This window comes from Isoptericola sp. AK164, from assembly GCF_029643425.1.
GTDB lineage: Bacteria > Actinomycetota > Actinomycetes > Actinomycetales > Cellulomonadaceae > Isoptericola > Isoptericola haloaureus.
Genome location: NZ_CP119106.1, coordinates 392,164 through 409,761, shown reverse-complemented (window position 1 = coordinate 409,761; position 17,598 = coordinate 392,164). Strand labels below are relative to the sequence as shown.

Sequence of the window (17,598 nt, the reverse complement as noted above, 5' to 3'; positions counted from 1 at the left end):
CTCCCTCTGCGTTCCGGGGAGATGCCTCCCCGCGCTTGCCCGACGCCGGTCGGCGTCGTGCCTGGTCGTCACCCGGGGCACCCCGCCGCGAGGGGAGGGTTGCCGGCCAGCGAGCCGGGGCTTGGCGCTGGCGCTCTTGACCTGCCGTCAGGTTCACCGATCGGCGCGGGAGTGTCAACACATGGGCGCGACGTCTCAGCATCCGAGCGGGCAGGCCCCGCGGCACCCTGCCCGGACCTGTCGTGACCACGTGACGAGACGACCGTCCCGACCGTTGGACGTCGTGTCGTACGATCGCGGTGACCATCCCGAGCGGCCGAGTGACGTGGCACGTCGACGCCGCAGCAACCCGCGGGGGCGCGCAGCCCCCGGACACGGTGCTACCGCCACGACCGATGGGAGGAGTGCCATGAACGCACCGATCGAACCCCGACCCGCCGAGGGCTACGCCGGGGACCTGACCCCCCAGCAGGCGTGGGACCTGCTCGCCGACGACCCCGGCGCCGTCCTGGTGGACGTGCGCACCGAGGGCGAGTGGCGCCTGATCGGCGTGCCCGACGTCGGCTCCCTGGACAAGGAGGTCGTGTTCAGCCAGTGGGTCACCGGCGACGGCCGGCCCAACCCCGCCTTCCTGGCCGAGCTCGAGACCGCCGGCGTGACGACCGACCAGGCCGTGGTGTTCCTGTGCCGCTCCGGCCAGCGCTCCATCGGCGCGGCCCGCCTGGTGACGTCCGCCGGGTACGGCCCCGCCTACAACGTGCTGGAGGGCTTCGAAGGGCCTGTCGGCCCGCTCGGCGCCCGCGACCAGGCCGGCTGGAAGGTCCGCGAGCTGCCGCACACCACCTTCGCGGAGCCGAGCCGGTGAGCCGCACCGAGATCCCCACCGGCCCCGGTGCCAACCCGGTCGCCCACGGCGGCTCCGGCCGCGGTCCCCTGCCCGACGGCGTCCGTCCGGCCACGCTCGCCGTCCGTGGCGGTCACCGGCGCAGCGACTTCGAGGAGATGTCCGAGGGGCTCTTCCTCACCCAGGGGTACACCTACGGCTCCGCCGCCGACGCGGAGGCCGCGTTCGCCGGCGAGACGTCGCGGTTCATGTACTCGCGCTACGGCAACCCGACCGTGCACACCTTCGAGGAGCGGTTGCGCCTCGTCGAGGGCGCCGAGGCCTGCTACGCCACCGCGACCGGCATGTCCGCCGTGTTCACCACCCTGGCGGCACTGGTGTCCGCCGGGTCCCGCATCGTCTCGGCGCGCGCGCTGTTCGGCTCCACCAACGTCATCTACGACGAGATCCTTGCCAAGTGGGGGGTGCAGGTCGACCTGGTCGACGGCCACGAGATCGACCAGTGGGCCGAGGCGCTGGCCACGCCCGCGGACGTCGTGTTCTTCGAGTCGCCGTCCAACCCCATGCAGGACCTCGTCGACGTGCGCCGGGTGTGCGAGCTCGCCCACGCCGCAGGCGCGACGGTCGTCGTCGACAATGTGTTCGCCACCCCGATCCTGCAGAAGCCGCTCGAGCTCGGCGCCGACGTCGTGGTGTACTCCGCGACCAAGCACATCGACGGCCAGGGCCGGGTGCTCGGCGGGGCGATCCTCGGCACGGAGGAGTTCCTGTCCGGGCCGGTCCAGACGTTCCTTCGCCACACCGGGCCGTCCCTGAGCCCGTTCAACGCCTGGGTGCTGCTCAAGGGTCTGGAGACCCTCGACGTCCGCGTGCGGGCGCAGAACGCGGCCGCCCTGCAGGTCGCCACGGCGCTCGAGGGCCTCGACGGCATCCGCCGGGTGCTCTACCCGTTCCTGCCGTCCCACCCGCAGCACGCCCTGGCGCTGGAGCAGCAGACCGGCGGCGGCACCGTGGTCACCTTCGAGCTGGAGACCGACGACGGCGCGGACCCGGACGAGGCCAAGCGACGCACCTTCCGGTTCCTGGACGCGCTGCGGATCGTCGACCTGTCCAACAACCTGGGCGACGCCAAGTCGATCATGACCCACCCGGCCACCACGACGCACCGCAAGCTCGGTGCCGAGGGGCGGGCCGCCGTCGGCATCACCCCCACGACGGTGCGCCTGTCGGTCGGCCTCGAGGACCCGCTGGACATCGTCGAGGACGTCACCCAGGCGCTGCGGGCCTGACCGCGCCGTAGACTCCCGGCCGTGAGCCTGACGATCCGCACCGCCACCCCCGACGACGTCCCCGCGATCCTCCGCCTGGTCCACGCGCTGGCCACCTACGAGCGCGAACCCGACGCCGTCGAGGCCACCGAGGACGACTTCTCGGCGGCCCTGTTCCCGACGTCGGGCACCCCGACCACCCACGGGCTCGTCGCGGAGGTCGACGGCGAGGTCGTCGGCATCGCGATCTGGTTCACCACGTTCTCGACCTGGACCGGCAAGAACGGGATCTGGCTCGAGGACCTGTTCGTCGACCCCGCCCACCGCGGCGCCGGTGCCGGCCGGGCGCTGCTCACCCGCCTGGCCGAGATCTGCGTCGAGCGCGGCTGGCGCCGGCTCGAGTGGTGCGTCCTGAACTGGAACGAGCCGGCGATCGCGTTCTACCGGTCGCTCGGGTCCACCCCGCAGGACGACTGGACCACGCACCGCGTCGACGGGGCGGCCCTGACCGCACTGGCCTCCGGCGCGGCGGCCACGACGGCCGCGACCTGACGGCTACTGCGGGTCCCCCTGGACGACCTCCTCGTCGGCGTCGTCCGGCCGCACCCGCGTGAAGGCGTCGGACGCGCGGCGGAGCGCGACGGCGACCGATCCGGCCACCAGCCCCTCACCCGGCGGGGTGTCCAGCTCCAGCAGCCGGGACCGGAACTCGCGGACCTGTCCCTGCAGCGAGTCGACGAGCTCGTCCCGGTCCGCACCCCAGGCGTCGGCGTGCAGCACCGCGGACAACGACCGCAACGACCCGGCGAGCGGATCGCGCAGGCCGTCGGGCAGGCGCACCGGCTCACCGGTGTCGACCAGCAGCGTGACGACGACGTCGATGGACGCGGCGACGGTCTCCAGCTCCCGCGCACGCGCGTCCTGCCCCCGGGTCCACCGGCGGTAGCGCCGGACCCGCGGGTTCACGCGGGCGGCCTCGCGGCTGTGACGCACCGACTCCCGCGTCCTCTCCAGCACCGGCTGCAGCGCGGCACGGCGGCTCTCCCAGTCCTCGGCGGGGATCTCGCCGGTCTCCTCCAGCGCGTCGGCCAGGTCATCGGCCTCGCGGGCGAGCAGCGTGCTCAGGCCGTCGAGGGCGTTCTCCGCGGGGGTGAGCTGCAGCGGCGGCAGCGCGAAGTTCACGCCGATCCCCACGAGGGCTCCGATGGCGACCAGCCCCGCGAAGGAGCCGACGAACGACAACGCGTCGGCGTTGCCGAGGATGAGGACGAACAGCGCGGACGTCGCCACCCAGCTGCCCATCTCGCGGAAGAGCCGCCAGCTCGAGCACAGCAGCGCGACGGCGACGACGAGCGCGATCGAGACCGGACCGACCGGCAGGAGCCAGTCGGCCAGCCGCGCGATCCCCGCGCCGAGCAGCACCGCGACGGTGACGCGGACCGAGTCCTGGACGGACCGCACGACGGTGCTCGTCGTCGCGATGACCGCCCCGAGCGGGGCGTAGTAGGGGAAGTCCCCCAGCGGATGGGGCACGTAGATCCCCACGAGCCACGCCAGCCCGGCCGCGATGCCGCCGCGGACCGCCATCGACAGCCGCGGATAGCGCAGCCAGGCGTTGTACAGGGCACGGACCACCCTCGGGCCTCGTTCGTCGACCATCGTCCCTCCCTCTCGACCCGGAGTGATGGTCGCCGCACGATCCCGTTCGCGCATCCGGAATAGGCGACGCGACGACGTCGGTTGACCTGGGCGATGAACGACACCGGCCTGACCTCCTCCCCCGCCCTCTCGGTCCTCGACCTCGTCCCCGTCCGCTCCGGCCAGTCCAGCGCCGAGGCGCTCGCCTCCTCCATGGCGCTGGTCCGGCGCGCCGACGACCTCGGCTACACCCGCTACTGGTTCGCCGAGCACCACAACATGCCGGCCGTCGCCGCCTCGACGCCCCCCGTGATGATCGCGGCCGCGGCCGCGCGCACCGAGCGGATCCGGGTGGGCTCCGGCGGCGTCATGCTGCCCAACCACGCCCCGCTGGTGGTGGCCGAGCAGTTCGCCGCCCTCGAGGCCCTCGCCCCGGGCCGGATCGACCTCGGCATCGGGCGCGCCCCCGGCAGCGACCCCGTGGTGACAGCACTGCTGCGCTCCTCCGGACCGACGTCGGACGTCGACCGGTTCCCCGAGCACGTGCGCAACATCCTGGCCCTCATGGAGCCCGACGGCGCCCAGCTGCGGCTCGCCGACGGCAAGACCTACGACGTGCACGCCACCCCGGCCGCGACCGCCGCCCCGACCCTGTGGCTGCTCGGGTCGAGCGACTACTCGGCTCGACTGGCCGCCGAGCTCGGGCTGCCGTACGTGTTCGCCAACCACTTCTCCGGCGCCGGCATCGACCAGGTGCTGGCGCTGTACCGGGACGGCTACCGCCCCAGCGAGGCGCACCCGGAGCCGCAGACCTTCCTCACGGTGAACGCCGTCGTGGCCCCGACCGCCGAGGAGGCCCACGAGCGCGCGCTGCCGCAGCTGCGGGCGATGGCCCGGCTGCGCACCGGCAAGTCGATGGGCACCGCCGAGACCGTCGAGGAGGCGCTGGCCACCCCGCTGGACGGCCTGGGCCAGCAGATGGTGGAGGACATGCGCGCCCGGTGGCTCATCGGCACGCCGGACGAGGCCCGTGCCGAGGTCGCCCGCCTGGCCGAGCGCCACGGCGCCGACGAGGTGATGATCGTCCCGGTGGCCGGCACCTACGCGACCGAGCCGCTGGACGCCACGCCCGGCCGGGTGCAGACGCTGGAGCTGCTGGTCGGCTGAGCCGTGCCTCCGGCCGTCGACCCGCACCCGTGCCACGATGGCGGGGTGCGATCCCTGACCCCGTCGATCTCCGCGCTCCGCGCGGACAACCCCGGCCCGATGACGCTCGACGGCACCCGCTCGGTCGTCCTGCGTGCACCGGGTGCGCCGTCGTGCGTGGTGGTGGATCCGGGGCCAGACGACGCCGCGCACCTGGAGGCGCTGGCTGCGGCCGGGCCGGTCGATCTGGTGCTCGTCACGCACCGGCATGCCGACCACACGGCGGGCTCTCGCGGTCTGCACGCCCGGACCGGCGCCCCGGTCCGCGCCGCCGACCCGGCGCACTGCCACGGCGGCGACCCGCTGGCCGACGGGGAGGTGGTCGAGGCCGGGGGACTGCGCATCGAGGTGCTCGCCACGCCGGGCCACACGGCGGACTCGGTCTCCCTGGTGGTCACGGCGCCGGGCGAGGAGCCGGTGGTCCTCACCGGGGACACGGTGCTCGGGCGTGGCACCACCGTCATCGCGGAGCCCGACGGGTCGCTGGGCGACTACCTGGCCAGCCTCGACGCGCTGGAGCACGTGGGCGACGGCCGGCTCGGGGTGCCGGCGCACGGACCGGAGCTGCCCGACCTCGGCGAGGCTGTCCGCGCCTACCGGATCCACCGCCTCGAACGGCTCGACCAGATCCGTGCGGCCCTGGCGACCCTCGGGCCGGACGCCGCCGCGGACGACGTCGTCGCGCACGTCTACGCCGACGTCGACCCGTCGGTCCGTGGCGCGGCCCGGCAGTCGGTCGCCGCCCAGCTCGCCTACCTGCGCGGCGCCTGACACCGGCTGTCGGGGGCCTGCGGCATGCTGAGCCCATGACCGTCCGCCTCGGTATCGCCCACGTCCCCACGCACGCCCCCGAGACGCTGCGCACCCTGGCCGTCGCGGCCGAGGACGCCGGGCTCGACGACCTGTGGGTCTGGGAGGACTGCTTCAAGCAGAGCGGGCTCGCCTCGGCCGCTGCCGCACTGGCCTGGACGGACCGGATCCGCGTGGGACTCGGGCTCATGCCCGCCCCGCTGCGCAGCACGGCGCTCACCGCGATGGAGATCGCCACCCTGGCCCGGTCGTTCCCGGGACGGTTCGTCCCGGCCGTGGGGCACGGCGTGCAGTCGTGGATGGGCCAGTCGGGCGTCCGCGTCGACTCTCCGCTGACGCTGCTGCGCGAGCACCTCGGCGCCCTGCGGAGGCTGCTCGACGGCGAGGAGGTGACGACGTCGGGCCGCTACGTGACGCTCGACGGCGTGCGTCTCGACTGGCCGCCGACGACGCCGGTGCCCCTGTGGACGGGCGGGGTCGGCCCGCGCACGCTGGCCCTGACCGGTGAGCTCGGCGACGGGCTGATCCTGGCCAACGCGCTGACGCCCGACGAGGTGCGCGGCGCTGTCGCCACCGCCCGGGACGCGGCGTCCGCCGTCGGGCGCGAGCTGGCCGACGTGCACGCCACCCTGATCGTCGCGACGGGTCCGCACGCGGCGGAGCGACTGGCCACGGAGCTGCCGCAGTGGGGCGGGGACCCGGAGCGCGGGATCGGGGCGGCCGGCGGGGCCGACGAGATCGCCGCGGGCGTGCGGGCGCTGGCCGACGCCGGAGCGACCGCGGTCGCGGTCCAGCCCACCGCGGACGAGCCGGACCTGGCCGGGCTGGCGGCGTTCCTGGGCCGCGAGGTCAGGCCGCGGCTCGCCGGCTGACCGGCGCGGCCGCGACCGGCCTCAGAGCCGCTTGCCGTAGCAGCGCTGGTCGTCCTCGCCGGCGTACTTGCCGTAGGACTCGATCGGGTCGTACCCGAGCGCGGTGTACAGCGCGATGGCCTCGGGCTGGGCGGTGCCGGTCTCCAGCACCAGCCGACGGAACCCGGTCCGGCGGGCCGCGCCCTCCAGCTCCGCCATCAGCGTGCGGGCCAGACCACGCCCGCGGTGCTCCGGCAGCACGAAGACGCGCTTGAGCTCGCCCGTCGCGGCGGGGTGGTCCGTCCCGCGTCCGCGGCCGTCGTCGGTGCCGGAGACGTCCCGGACGCTGCCGCAGGCGGCGGCGACGTCGTCGACCCGCACGAGGTAGCTCGCCACGACGGCGGCGGGGTCGATGACCTCGTGGGCGTCGTCGTCACCGCCGTAGCGGCGGCCGAGCTCGGCCACGGCCTCGGCGCGCAGCGCGACGGCGTCCGCGTCGTCCCAGTCGACCGCGACGACCTCGACGGTGCCGGAGCAGACCTCGGCGGTCATGCGTGGCTCCCTTCGCATGAGCACTGCGGTGCCTCGCTCCGGTACGCCTCGTCCCTCGGCGTACCTCCGCGGGGGCTCCTCACGCTCATGCGTGGACGAGCGAGGCCAGCACCGAGGTGAAGAAGCCCAGCCCGTCGGTGCCGGAGCGCGGACCCTCCGGGCCGTCGGGACCGAAGCCGGCCTCCACGGCGTGCTCCGGGTGCGGCATGAGGCCCACGACGTTCCCCGCCGCGTTGGTGATGCCGGCGATGTCGCGACGCGACCCGTTCGGGTTCCAGCCCACGTAGCGGAACGCGACGCGCCCCTCGCCCTCGAGCTCGTCGAGGGTGTGCTCGTCGGCGACGAACTGGCCGTCCTGGTTCTTCAGCGGGATCGTGATGTGCTGACCCTGCTCGTACCGGTTGGTCCAGGCGGTGCCGGCGTTCTCCACCGACAGCACCTGCTCGCGGCAGATGAAGTGCAGGTGCTCGTTCTTGATCATCGAACCCGGCAGCAGGTGCGCCTCGGTGAGGACCTGGAAGCCGTTGCAGATGCCGAGCACCGGCATACCGCCCTTCGCGGCGTCGACGAGCGCGTCCATGGCGGGCGCGAAGCGGCTGATCGCCCCGGCCCGCAGGTAGTCGCCGTAGGAGAACCCGCCGGGCAGCACGACCGCGTCGACGCCCTGCAGGTCCCCGTCGGCGTGGAACAGCGACACCGGCTCGCCACCGGCCAGGCGCACGGCGCGGGCGGCGTCCCGGTCGTCGAGCGTGCCGGGGAAGGTGATGACACCGATGCGTGCCTCGGCCAGCGTCGTGTCGAGGGTCCCCGCGCTCATCGGGCCGGGACCTCGGCGGTCTCGGACGAGGCGTCCGCGACGCGCACGACGTCCTCGATGATCGGGTTCGACAGCAGCGTCTCGGCGGCCTTGCGGGCGTCCGCCAGGATCTCGGCCGTCACCTCGCCGTCGACCTCGAGCTCGAACCGCTTGCCCTGGCGGGCGCCGGTGAACTGGGTGAAGCCGAGACGCGGCAGCGCCCCGACGACGGCCTTGCCCTGGGGGTCCAGGATCTCGGGCTTGGGCATGACCTCGACGACGACGCGTCCCACTGTGGGCTCCTCAGACGCTCGGCTGGGCCGTCGCTCCGGGTTCCCGGCCGCGCCGACAGGGGCACGGGACGGGCGGGAGCACGACGGCGGGATTCCGCGGGTCAGTCTACCCGTCCGGACCGCTCCGCCGACCGGCCTCGGGGTGATGCCGTGGATGTCGGGATCGGTCGCTATGGTCGGGTTCCCACCATCGACCCTGGAGCACCGTGACTACGCCACCGCAGGACCCCTCGCACGTCGCCGACCCGTTCTCCGCCCCCACGCCGCCCGGTGGTGCCGGGCAGCAGCCGTCCGACGGTGCGGCTCCGCCCTCGGGGCCGCCCGCCGAGGGTCCGCAGCCCCCGTACGCGGCGCCGTCGGGCCCCCGGACCGACGGGGTGTCGATCGCCGCGCTGGTCACGGGGATCCTGGGCCTGGCGCTGATCCCGCTCGGTCTCGGCATCGCCGCACTGGTCCGGATCAAGAGGTCCGGCGCGGCGGGCAAGGGGCTGGCGATCGCCGGCATCGTCCTGGGCGCGCTGTCGACGGTGGGCTGGACGGTCCTGGTCGCGCTGTTCGCCGCCTTCGTCGGCACCGGTCTCCAGGAGGCCGTCGACGAGGGACTGACCGAGGGGTTCCAGGAGGTCACCGGCACGCACCTGGTCGTCGGCGACTGCTTCGAGCCACCGGCGGACTTCACGAGCGGCGACCCGCTGCAGGCCGTCGACTGCGGCGTCCCGCACACGGCCGAGGTCTTCGGCGTGGACGACGTCGCCGCCGACGCGTTCCCCGGGGTCGAGGCCATGCAGGTCCAGGCCGAGGACTTCTGCCTGGACGCCTTCGGCGACTACGTCGGCGTCGACTACATGGACTCCGCGCTCCAGGTGATCTACTTCCACCCCTCGGAGCTCACGTGGTCCGTCGGTGACCGCCGGATCGTCTGCGGTGCGACGACCATGGACGGCAGCCCGCTGCACGACAGCGTGGCCGGGTCGGGGGTCTGAGTCCGGCACGCCGGCAGTGGCGCACGGTTTCACCCTCGTTGTGCGTCGTCCGACGCAGCAGCACGCGGCAGGGCCGGACCACGGTGGAGTCGGACTGCCCGCCGGACCGGTGGGTACCCCGACCCGCTCCCCGGGCCGGTCGGACTCGGCGAGGAGGCACCGACCTCATGTCCAGCACCACCGATGCACCCCGCAGACCCACGACCCCGACGCGATCCGGGCGGCGGCCGAGGACGACCGGCCGCCGCCACCGGCGGGGCGGGGCGGGCTCAACGCAGCGGCGAGCCCGTGATCCTCTCGTACGCCTCGAGGTAGCGGTCCCGGGTGCGGCGGACGACGTCGTCCGGCAGCGCGGGCGGCGGGGCGTCGCCCCCGCGGTCCCAACCGGAGGCGTCCGAGGTCAGCCAGTCGCGGACGAACTGCTTGTCGAAGCTGGGCTGGGCACGGCCCGGCTCCCAGTCGTCGGCGGGCCAGAACCGCGAGGAGTCCGGCGTGAGCACCTCGTCGCCGAGGACGATCGGTCCGCCGTCGGGCACCCGGCCGAACTCCAGCTTGGTGTCCGCGAGGATGACGCCGCGCTCGCGGGCGATCTCCTCGGCGCGACCGTAGACGGCGAGCGTGAGCTCGCGCAGCCGGCCGGCGGCGTCGTCCCCGATGCGGCGGGCGACCTCGGCGAAGCTGACGTTCTCGTCGTGCTCGCCGACCTCCGCCTTGGTGGCGGGGGTGAAGATCGGCTCCGGCAGCCGCGAGCCGTCCACGAGCCCGTCCGGCAGCGGGATGCCGGTGACCTCGCCGGACGCGCGGTACTCGGCCAGCCCGGAGCCGGTGAGGTAGCCGCGGGCGACGCACTCGACGGGGAACATGTCGAGGCGCCGGCAGATCATCGCCCGGCCCGCGACGACGTCGGGCACGGACCCGTCGCCGGGCTCCGCGCTCGCCTCGGTCGACACGACGTGGTTGTCCACGAGGTCGGCGAGCTGGTCGAACCACCACAGGCTGAGCTGGGTCAGCACCACGCCCTTGTCGGGGATGCCCGGCGTGAGCACGTGGTCGTAGGCGGACACCCGGTCCGAGGCCACGACGAGCACGACGTCGCCCAGCGGGTGGACGCCGCCGAGCGCCGGCAGGTCGGGGGCGTACAGGTCGCGGACCTTGCCCGAGTAGACGTGCCGCCAGCCGGGCAGGTCCAGGGGTCCGCCGGCGAAGGCGTCGGAGAAGCTCACGGCACCTGCACCTCGCCCCGCTCGGCGGCCAGCGCGATGTCGGTGCGGTGGTGGGAGTCGGCCAGGCCGATCTCCGCGACACCGGCGTAGGCCGCGGTCCGCGCCGCGGCGAGGTCGGCGCCCCGCCCGACCACGGACAGCACCCGGCCGCCGGCGGAGACCAGCGTGCCGTCGTCGGTCGTCGCGGTCCCGGCGTGCAGGACGTGCACGCCGTCGAGGTCCTCGGCCGCGTCGATCCCCGTGATCGCGTCGCCCTTGCGCGGATCTGCCGGGTACCCCGTCGCCGCGACGACGACGTTGACCACGGCGTCCGGCGACCAGTGCAGCGGCTCGTGCTGCTCGAGCTCGCCGCGGGCGGCGGCCAGCAGGACGGACGACAGGGGTGTCACCAGGCGGGTCAGCACGGCCTGGATCTCGGGGTCGCCGAACCGGGCGTTGAACTCCACGACCCGGGTGCCGCGCGAGGTCAGCGCCAGACCCACGTAGAGCACGCCGACGAAGGGCGTCCCGCGGTGGGCCATCTCGTCGACCGTGGGCTGCGCGATCCGGTCGACGACCTCGCCGACGAGCCCGGACGGCGCCCAGTCCAGCGGGGTGTAGGCCCCCATGCCGCCGGTGTTCGGGCCCTCGCCGCCGTCGAAGACCCGCTTGAAGTCCTGCGCGGGGACCATCGGCACCACGGAGGTGCCGTCGCACACGCAGAAGACCGAGACCTCGGGTCCGTCCAGGTACTCCTCGACGACGACGCGTCCCTCGGCACCGCGCCCCGCGAGCGCGGCCCCGGCGTGCGCCATCGCCTCGTCCCGGTCGGAGGTGACGACGACGCCCTTGCCGGCCGCCAGGCCGTCGTCCTTGACGACGTAGGGAGGGCCGAACGCGTCCAGCGCCGCGGCGACCTCGTCGGTCGAGGTGCACACGTGCGCCATCGCGGTGGGCACGTTCGCCGCCGCCATGACCTCCTTCGCGAACGCTTTCGACCCCTCGAGCCGGGCCGCCTCGGCGGAGGGCCCGAAGACCGGGACGCCCGCGTCCCGGACCGCGTCCGCCACTCCGGCGACCAGCGGCGCCTCGGGGCCGACGACGACCAGGTCGGCACCGAGGCCGGTGGCCAGCGCGGCGACGGCATCGCCGTCGACCGGGTCCACGGGGTGCAGGGTGGCCTCGCGGGCCATTCCGGGGTTCCCGGGGGCAGCGTGCAGCTGGTGCGGCTCTCCCCCGAGGGCGTCTTCCGCCGCGAGGGCGTGGAGGATGGCGTGCTCGCGAGCACCGTTCCCGACGACGAGGATCTTCACGGGCACCGATCCTAAGTCCTCACGGTCGCGCGTTCCGGTCCTGCGGGATATCAGGTCGGTAACCCGCAGGACCGGAACGCGCGGCGGACCATCCCTGTGGACGACGCCGGCACCGACGCCCGCGACGGTGCTGAGGTGGGCACGTGCCACGACCTCCGGCGGCGCTCCCGCCGTCCCTGATCGCCCTCGCCCGCCGCCAGGCCGGCCTGGTGTCGTTGCGGCAGTGCGTCGCCCGCGGCGTGCCCGCCGACCGGATCACGCGGGCCGCCCGGAGCGGACGTCTCCCCCGCGTCGCCCGCGGTGTCTACGACGTCGGCGCCGGGCTCCCGCCGTCGCGCGCAGACCCGCAGGACGTGCGTCGTCGTCGGGCCGCTGCCCTGGGCGCGCTCGCCCACCCCGGCGCCGTGGCGACGGGTGTGTGCGCCCTCGTGCTGCGCGGGGTGCAGGGCGCCCCGACGGTGGTGCAGCCTGAGGTGGCGTTCCCCGACGGGTCCTCGCGGGAGGCGGTGACGCCGGTGCGCGTCCGGCGGGTCCCGGTGCGTCGCTGGGAGGTGGTGGGCGGGCTGCGGTGCGCCGAGGTCGCCGACGCGCTGGCGCAGGCCGTGCCCGAGCTCGATCGGCGCCATGCCGTGGCCCTCATGGACTCCGCCCTGCAGCAGGGGTTCCTGACCGAGGCCGAGCTCGCCGCGGCCCACGACGACGCCCGCGGTCGCCCCGGCGTCGAGCGGACGCACCGGTGGTGGGGCGAGGCCGACGGACGGGCCGAGTCGCCCGCCGAGACCTGGGCCCGACTGTCGTGCCTGCGCGCCGGGGTCCCGCCGGACGCGCTCCAGCAGGTCGTGGTGGACGCGGACGGCGGCTTCCTGGCGCGCGTCGACCTCGCCTGGTCGCTCCCCGACGGCCGGGTGCTCCTGGTGGAGATCGACGGCGCGGAGCCGCACTCGTCCCCGCGGGCCGTCTACCGCGACCGGGTGCGCCAGAACGACCTGGTCACCGCACGCTCGCTGGTGCGGCGCTACACCGGGACCGACGCCTGGCACGGCGCCGTCGGCCCCGCGGTGCGCCGGCTCCTCGAGCCGACCGGGTGGCGGCCGGGACGTCCCGCGCCGCGCACCGTGACCGTCTGACGCGCCCCGACGTCCCGGTCCTGCGGCATATCAGGTCGGTGACCCGCAGTACCGGGACGCTCGGGCACCGCCCGCACAGCGTCCGGTCACGCCCGGGCGTGGATGAGGTCGTGGATCGGGATGATCTCGTCGCGGCGCGGGCCGACGCCGACCGCCGAGATGCGGCAGCCGGACATCTCCTCCAGCGCCCGGACGTACGCCTGGGCGTTGGCCGGGAGCTCGTCGAACGACCGGCACTGCGAGATGTCCTCCCACCAGCCGGGCAGCTCCTCGTAGATCGGCTTGGCGTGGTGGAAGGCCGACTGGTCGTCGGGCATCTCGTCGTAGCGGACGCCGTCGACGTCGTAGGCCACGCAGACCGGGACCTTCTCCATGCCGGTGAGCACGTCGAGCTTGGTCACCACCAGGTCGGTCAGGCCGTTGACGCGTGCGGAGTACCGGGCGATCACGGCGTCGTACCAGCCGCAGCGCCGCGCGCGGCCGGTGGTCACGCCGTACTCGCCGCCGGTCTTGAGCAGGTACTCGCCGTCGGCGTCGAACAGCTCGGTGGGGAACGGGCCCTCGCCGACCCGCGTGGTGTAGGCCTTGATGACGCCGATGATCGAGTCGATGCGCGTCGGCCCGACGCCGGACCCGGTCACCGCACCGCCCGCGGTGGCGTTCGACGACGTCACGAAGGGATAGGTGCCGTGGTCGACGTCGAGCATGGTCGCCTGGCCGCCCTCGAACAGGACGTTGTGACCGGCGTCCAGGGCCTGGTTCAGCGCCAGGCCGGTGTCCGCGACCATGGGCTTGAGGCGCTCGGCGTGGCCGAGCAGCTCGTCGACGACCTCGTCGACCTCGACGGCGCGGCGGTTGTAGACCTTGACCAGCAGGTGGTTCTTCTGGTCGAGCGCGCCCTCGACCTTCTCCCGCAGGATCTTCGGGTCGAACAGGTCGGCGACGCGGATCCCGACGCGGTTGATCTTGTCGGCGTACGCCGGCCCGATCCCCCGCCCGGTCGTCCCGATGCGCCGCTTGCCGAGGAACCGCTCCGTGACCTTGTCCACCGTGCGGTGGTACGAGGCGATGACGTGCGCGCCGGAGGACACCATCAGCTTCGAGGTGTCGACGCCGCGGGCCTCCAGGGCGTCGAGCTCCTCGAAGAGCACGTCGATGTCCACCACGACGCCGTTGGCGATGACCGGCGTGACACCCGGGGACAGGATGCCGGAGGGCAGCAGGTGCAGCGCGTACTTCTCGTCGCCGATCACCACCGTGTGCCCGGCGTTGTTGCCCCCGTTGAACTTGACCACGTAGTCGACGCGGTCACCGAGGAGGTCCGTCGCCTTCCCCTTGCCCTCATCGCCCCACTGGGCGCCGACGAGCACCACGGCTGGCATGGATCAACTCTCCTCGCGTGTCGGTGAGACCCGGAGGATCCCGCCGGGCCTCGCCAGAGTTTACCCGGCCATGACCTGCTGTCCCAGGCAGGTCCGTCTCAGGCGGGTCGGGGCCGCTGCGGCAGCTGGACGGGCGTCGCCCCGGTCGTCGGGTCGGACTGCTCGCACTGGTGGTCGGTGTCGATCCGGAACAGGTCCAGCGCGCCGCACACCTCGAGCACGAACAGGTCGCGGTCGTCCGCCCCGCGCAGCACGGTCGCCCCGCCGCGCTTGCGGCCCGAGTCGGCGAGGGAGATGAGGAACGCCGCGCCGGTGGAGTCCATGAAGGTCACGCGACACATGTCGATGACGAGCAGCTGACGGCGGAGCCCGACCACACGCGCCGCGATCTCGGGGAACTGGTCCCGTTCGGCGAGGTCGAGGTCGCCGGCGACCACGAGCGTCGTCGTCGTCGAGGACGTCGCGATCTCGATCATGCCGCCGAGCCTACCGTCGGGCGCCGCCGGTCCGCCGCTCGGGACGGGGGTCCGGTGCCGAGCGTCACCTCGATCGCGGGCGGCCGCACCGTCCTGGAAGGATGGGCGCATGAGCCACAACCTGCTGTCCGGACCCGACCCGACCCGCCTGCCCGACGACCACGCCGTGGCGCGCGAGGGCCTCGAGACCGGCGAGGACCCGGCCGCCCTGGCGGCCGCCCACCCCTCGGCGAGCCTCACGTGGGCCGTGCTCGCCGAGCAGACCCTCGACGGCGGCGAGGACGTCACGCACTCCGTGACGGCGTACGCCTACGCGCGCACCGGGTACCACCGCGGGCTGGACGCGCTGCGCCGCGCCGGCTGGCGGGGCCAGGGGCCGGTCCCGGCCGACCACGTCCCGAATCAGGGGTTCCTGCGCGCCCTCCTGGCGCTGTCCGAGGCGGCCGCCCGGATCGGCGAGACCGACGAGGCGGAACGGTGCGCCCAGTTCCTCACGGACTCCGGCGTCTCCGTCGACGAGGTCCGCGCGCTGCGCTGACCGGGCCCCGCTGAGCTCCGAGCCGGTGGTGCGGTGCTACTCCTGCCCCGCACCACCGGTCAGGTCGGGCCGGAGCTTGGCCCACACGAGCTTGCCGGACGTGCTGGGCCGCCAGCCCCAGTCGGCGAGCCGCTCGACGATCTGCATCCCGAAACCGCCGAGCCGGTTCGGGTGCCCGTCGGTAGCCACCGGCGGCGCCGGGTTGGAGTCCTCGACCTCGATGCGCAGCCCGTCCCCGGTGTCGAACAGCCGCAGCGCGATGTTGCCCCAGCCGTGCAGCACCCCGTTGGCCACGAGCTCGCTCACGACGAGCTCGGCGGCCGCGGAGTCCGGCAGCCCCCACGCCTGCGAGGTGCGCAGCACCGCGTGCCGTGCCCGGCCGATGGAGCCCGGCTCGCTCGGCAGCAGCCAGCGCCGCGAGCGCGGGCTCAGCGCGGTGACCCGGCGGTCCGCCTCCGGGTCGGGGACGCGCACGACGACGATGGCGACGTCGTCCTCGGGCGAGTCGGCCAGCCGTGACAGCAGCTCCTCCCCCACCCCGGCGGCGTCCCGCGCGGTGATGCGCCCCGACATCTCGGTGAGGGTCTCCAGACCGCGCTTGAGCGACCGGTCGCGCCGCTCGATGAGCCCGTCGGTGTAGAAGATCAGCACGTCGCCGCGCCGCAGGACCTCGCGGCCGGTGGCCCGCGTCTCGTTGCCGAAGCCCACGAGCATGCCGCCGGCCTCGGAGAGCAGCTGGGTGGTGCCGTCGCGGAGCAGCAGCGGCGGCAGGTGGCCGGCACGGGTGTACTCCAGCGCCCAGGTGTCGTCCTCGGTGAGGTGCTCCAGCGCGGCGTAGACCATCGACGCCGGACGCGGCACCCGCATCCCCGCCACGAGCTGGTCGACTCGGTCCAGCACGGTCCCGGGTGTCGTCAGCTCGTAGGCGTAGGCACGCACCACGGAGCGGAGCTGGCCCATCGCGGCCGCGGCCTCGACGTCGTGCCCGACCACGTCGCCGATCACGAGCCCCACGGTGCCGTCGGCGATCTGCAGCACGTCGTACCAGTCGCCGCCGACCTGCGCGTGCTCGGCGTTCGGGGCGTAGTAGGTCCACACGTCCAGCCCGGTGACGTCGGCCTGCTCGGGCAGCATCGCGCGCTGCAGCGCCTCGGCCAGACGGTGCTCGCGGGCGTACAGCCGAGCGTTGTCGACCGCTGTGCCGGCACGGCGCGCCACCACCTCGACGACGGTGGACACGTGGTCCGGCTCGGGGCGCCCGGGCTGGACGTCGGCCTCGGCACCGCCGTGCCAGGTCACCAGGAGCCCGAGCACCCGGCGCCGGCCGGCCACGGCGTGGACGACGACGGCGTGCGGGACCGCCCCCGTCTCCTCGACCACGCGGTGCATCAGGTCCCGTCGCAGCCAGCCCGAGGCCGACGTCGGGTCGAACCGACCCTCGAGGCTCAGCCGCACGGGCCCGTCGACGACGCCGTCGAGCAGGTCCTGCACGTCGTCGACGGCCGGGTTCGACGCCGGTGCCCCGCCGTCGGCTCCGGACGGGACCGGCTCGAGCCGGTCGAGCGGCCGGTCCTCCGGCACGTAGCGCGTGTGCCTCCGGCCGCGGCCGGAGGGCGGCGAGGCGACGTCGACCCCCTCGGCGAACAACAGCCCGTCGTCGTTGAGGTAGAACCCGGACCACGGCACCAGGGAGCGCAGCAGGTCGGCGATGTCGCGCAGGGCGAACGGGTACTCGAGGTCCCCGAGCAGCTCCGTGGTCTGGGCGATGAGGTCCAGGTCCGCGCGCTGGCGACGCTCGACCTCCAGGGAGGCGAGCTGTTCGGCCTGCTGGTCGACGTACTCCGAGACGTCCGTGGTGACGCCGACCCAGTACTCCGGGAGGTCGTCGCCGTTCGGCAGCGGGGTGACGTCGACCTGCAGCCAGGTCGTGCCGCCGTCCCGACGGCGGGCGCTGACGATCCGCCGCATCGCCCGCCCCGCCTTGAGGTCGGCCTGGGCGGCGGCCCGGTTCGGGTCGTCCTGCACGAGGGCGAGCAACGAGTGCGGCCCGAGGATCGCCAGCTCGTCGATGCCCACGCCGCCGAGCTCCTCGAACGCCTGGTTCACCCAGAGCACGGGCATGCCCGTGGACCACGACCCCGTGATGAACGCCGGCACGGTCGTGACGGACAGGGCCGAGGCGAGCTGGGCGGCCGAGACCGGCACGACGCCGGTGTACGAACCAGGCATTCGACCCATTCCCCCTCCTGTCGTCACGGGTTGCGGCCAGGTTGGTGCATTCCGGCGCCATTCAACCGTAGATTGGTGTCCGCCGAGACG

Annotated in this window: 17 protein-coding genes, 1 pseudogene and 1 riboswitch; of the genes and pseudogenes, 9 read left to right on the top strand and 9 right to left on the bottom strand. The window is 74.2% G+C overall.

All coding sequences use genetic code 11. From position 1 onward, the window contains the following. Positions 1-26: 26 nt before the first annotated feature. Positions 27-142, bottom strand: a riboswitch (SAM riboswitch). Between the two features lie 267 nt (positions 143-409). The 3 genes and pseudogenes from PO879_RS01855 to PO879_RS01845 all read left to right on the top strand — a co-directional run. Continuing rightward, complete coding sequence (locus PO879_RS01855) at positions 410-865, top strand: rhodanese-like domain-containing protein (protein WP_278236249.1); 456 nt, start codon at positions 410-412, stop codon at positions 863-865. Between the two features lie 68 nt (positions 866-933). Next, positions 934-2,133, top strand: coding sequence for an O-succinylhomoserine sulfhydrylase (locus PO879_RS01850; protein ID WP_278237428.1), 1,200 nt, complete (start codon positions 934-936; stop codon positions 2,131-2,133). A gap of 15 nt (positions 2,134-2,148) precedes the next feature. Further along, positions 2,149-2,664: pseudogene (locus PO879_RS01845) on the top strand (GNAT family N-acetyltransferase); the annotation flags it as partial. Between the two features lie 3 nt (positions 2,665-2,667). Here the strand turns inward: PO879_RS01845 and PO879_RS01840 are convergent. Continuing rightward, positions 2,668-3,771 carry a hypothetical protein gene (locus PO879_RS01840; protein WP_278236248.1) on the bottom strand — a complete coding sequence of 368 codons (1,104 nt, stop codon included), beginning with the start codon at positions 3,769-3,771 and terminating at the stop codon, positions 2,668-2,670. A gap of 93 nt (positions 3,772-3,864) precedes the next feature. Here PO879_RS01840 and PO879_RS01835 point away from each other — a divergent pair, with 93 nt between their 5' ends. From PO879_RS01835 to PO879_RS01825, 3 genes are all read left to right on the top strand, one after another. Beyond that, positions 3,865-4,917: an LLM class flavin-dependent oxidoreductase gene (locus PO879_RS01835; protein WP_278236247.1), complete on the top strand. Its 1,053-nt coding sequence runs from the start codon at positions 3,865-3,867 to the stop codon at positions 4,915-4,917. Positions 4,918-5,016: 99 nt separating this feature from the next. After that, positions 5,017-5,727: an MBL fold metallo-hydrolase gene (locus PO879_RS01830; protein WP_278237427.1), complete on the top strand. Its 711-nt coding sequence runs from the start codon at positions 5,017-5,019 to the stop codon at positions 5,725-5,727. 35 nt (positions 5,728-5,762) lie between these two features. Then, entirely contained in the window at positions 5,763-6,638 is an 876-nt protein-coding gene (locus tag PO879_RS01825; RefSeq protein ID WP_278236246.1) for an LLM class flavin-dependent oxidoreductase, read from the top strand. A 21-nt stretch (positions 6,639-6,659) separates the two neighbouring features. Here the strand turns inward: PO879_RS01825 and PO879_RS01820 are convergent, their stop codons facing one another. From PO879_RS01820 to purS, 3 genes are all read right to left on the bottom strand, one after another. After that, positions 6,660-7,169, bottom strand: a complete 510-nt coding sequence (locus PO879_RS01820; RefSeq protein WP_278236245.1) for a GNAT family N-acetyltransferase — start codon at positions 7,167-7,169, stop codon at positions 6,660-6,662. A gap of 85 nt (positions 7,170-7,254) precedes the next feature. Next, entirely contained in the window at positions 7,255-7,986 is a 732-nt protein-coding gene (gene purQ, locus PO879_RS01815) for a phosphoribosylformylglycinamidine synthase subunit PurQ (RefSeq protein WP_278236244.1), read from the bottom strand. Next, on the bottom strand, positions 7,983-8,258 hold the full coding sequence (gene purS / locus PO879_RS01810) for a phosphoribosylformylglycinamidine synthase subunit PurS (protein ID WP_278236243.1): 276 nt from the start codon (positions 8,256-8,258) through the stop codon (positions 7,983-7,985). Before purS ends, purQ begins: the two co-directional genes overlap by 4 nt. A gap of 206 nt (positions 8,259-8,464) precedes the next feature. On the opposite strand from purS, the gene PO879_RS01805 reads away from it, so the two are divergent. Further along, positions 8,465-9,241 (top strand): DUF4190 domain-containing protein, encoded by a 777-nt coding sequence (locus PO879_RS01805; RefSeq protein WP_278236242.1) that lies wholly within the window; start codon positions 8,465-8,467, stop codon positions 9,239-9,241. 269 nt (positions 9,242-9,510) lie between these two features. Here the strand turns inward: PO879_RS01805 and PO879_RS01800 are convergent, their stop codons facing one another. Together PO879_RS01800 and purD are read right to left on the bottom strand one after the other, a co-directional pair. Continuing rightward, positions 9,511-10,464: a phosphoribosylaminoimidazolesuccinocarboxamide synthase gene (locus PO879_RS01800; protein ID WP_278236241.1), complete on the bottom strand. Its 954-nt coding sequence runs from the start codon at positions 10,462-10,464 to the stop codon at positions 9,511-9,513. Next, positions 10,461-11,756 carry a phosphoribosylamine--glycine ligase gene (gene purD, locus PO879_RS01795; protein ID WP_278236240.1) on the bottom strand — a complete coding sequence of 432 codons (1,296 nt, stop codon included), beginning with the start codon at positions 11,754-11,756 and terminating at the stop codon, positions 10,461-10,463. The genes PO879_RS01800 and purD overlap by 4 nt, the downstream gene beginning before the upstream one ends. 143 nt (positions 11,757-11,899) lie before the next feature. On the opposite strand from purD, the gene PO879_RS01790 reads away from it, so the two are divergent. Then, positions 11,900-12,883, top strand: coding sequence for a type IV toxin-antitoxin system AbiEi family antitoxin domain-containing protein (locus PO879_RS01790; RefSeq protein ID WP_278236239.1), 984 nt, complete (start codon positions 11,900-11,902; stop codon positions 12,881-12,883). 86 nt (positions 12,884-12,969) lie between these two features. On the opposite strand, the gene PO879_RS01785 is transcribed toward PO879_RS01790, so the two are convergent. Together PO879_RS01785 and PO879_RS01780 are read right to left on the bottom strand one after the other, a co-directional pair. Then, positions 12,970-14,265 (bottom strand): adenylosuccinate synthase, encoded by a 1,296-nt coding sequence (locus PO879_RS01785; protein WP_278236238.1) that lies wholly within the window; start codon positions 14,263-14,265, stop codon positions 12,970-12,972. Between the two features lie 98 nt (positions 14,266-14,363). Then, positions 14,364-14,741 (bottom strand): STAS domain-containing protein, encoded by a 378-nt coding sequence (locus tag PO879_RS01780; RefSeq protein WP_278236237.1) that lies wholly within the window; start codon positions 14,739-14,741, stop codon positions 14,364-14,366. A 109-nt stretch (positions 14,742-14,850) separates the two neighbouring features. On the opposite strand from PO879_RS01780, the gene PO879_RS01775 reads away from it, so the two are divergent. Beyond that, positions 14,851-15,279 (top strand): DUF3151 domain-containing protein, encoded by a 429-nt coding sequence (locus PO879_RS01775; protein ID WP_278236236.1) that lies wholly within the window; start codon positions 14,851-14,853, stop codon positions 15,277-15,279. Between the two features lie 36 nt (positions 15,280-15,315). On the opposite strand, the gene PO879_RS01770 is transcribed toward PO879_RS01775, so the two are convergent. Next, entirely contained in the window at positions 15,316-17,517 is a 2,202-nt protein-coding gene (locus PO879_RS01770; protein WP_278236235.1) for a SpoIIE family protein phosphatase, read from the bottom strand. Between the last annotated feature and the right edge of the window lie 81 nt (positions 17,518-17,598).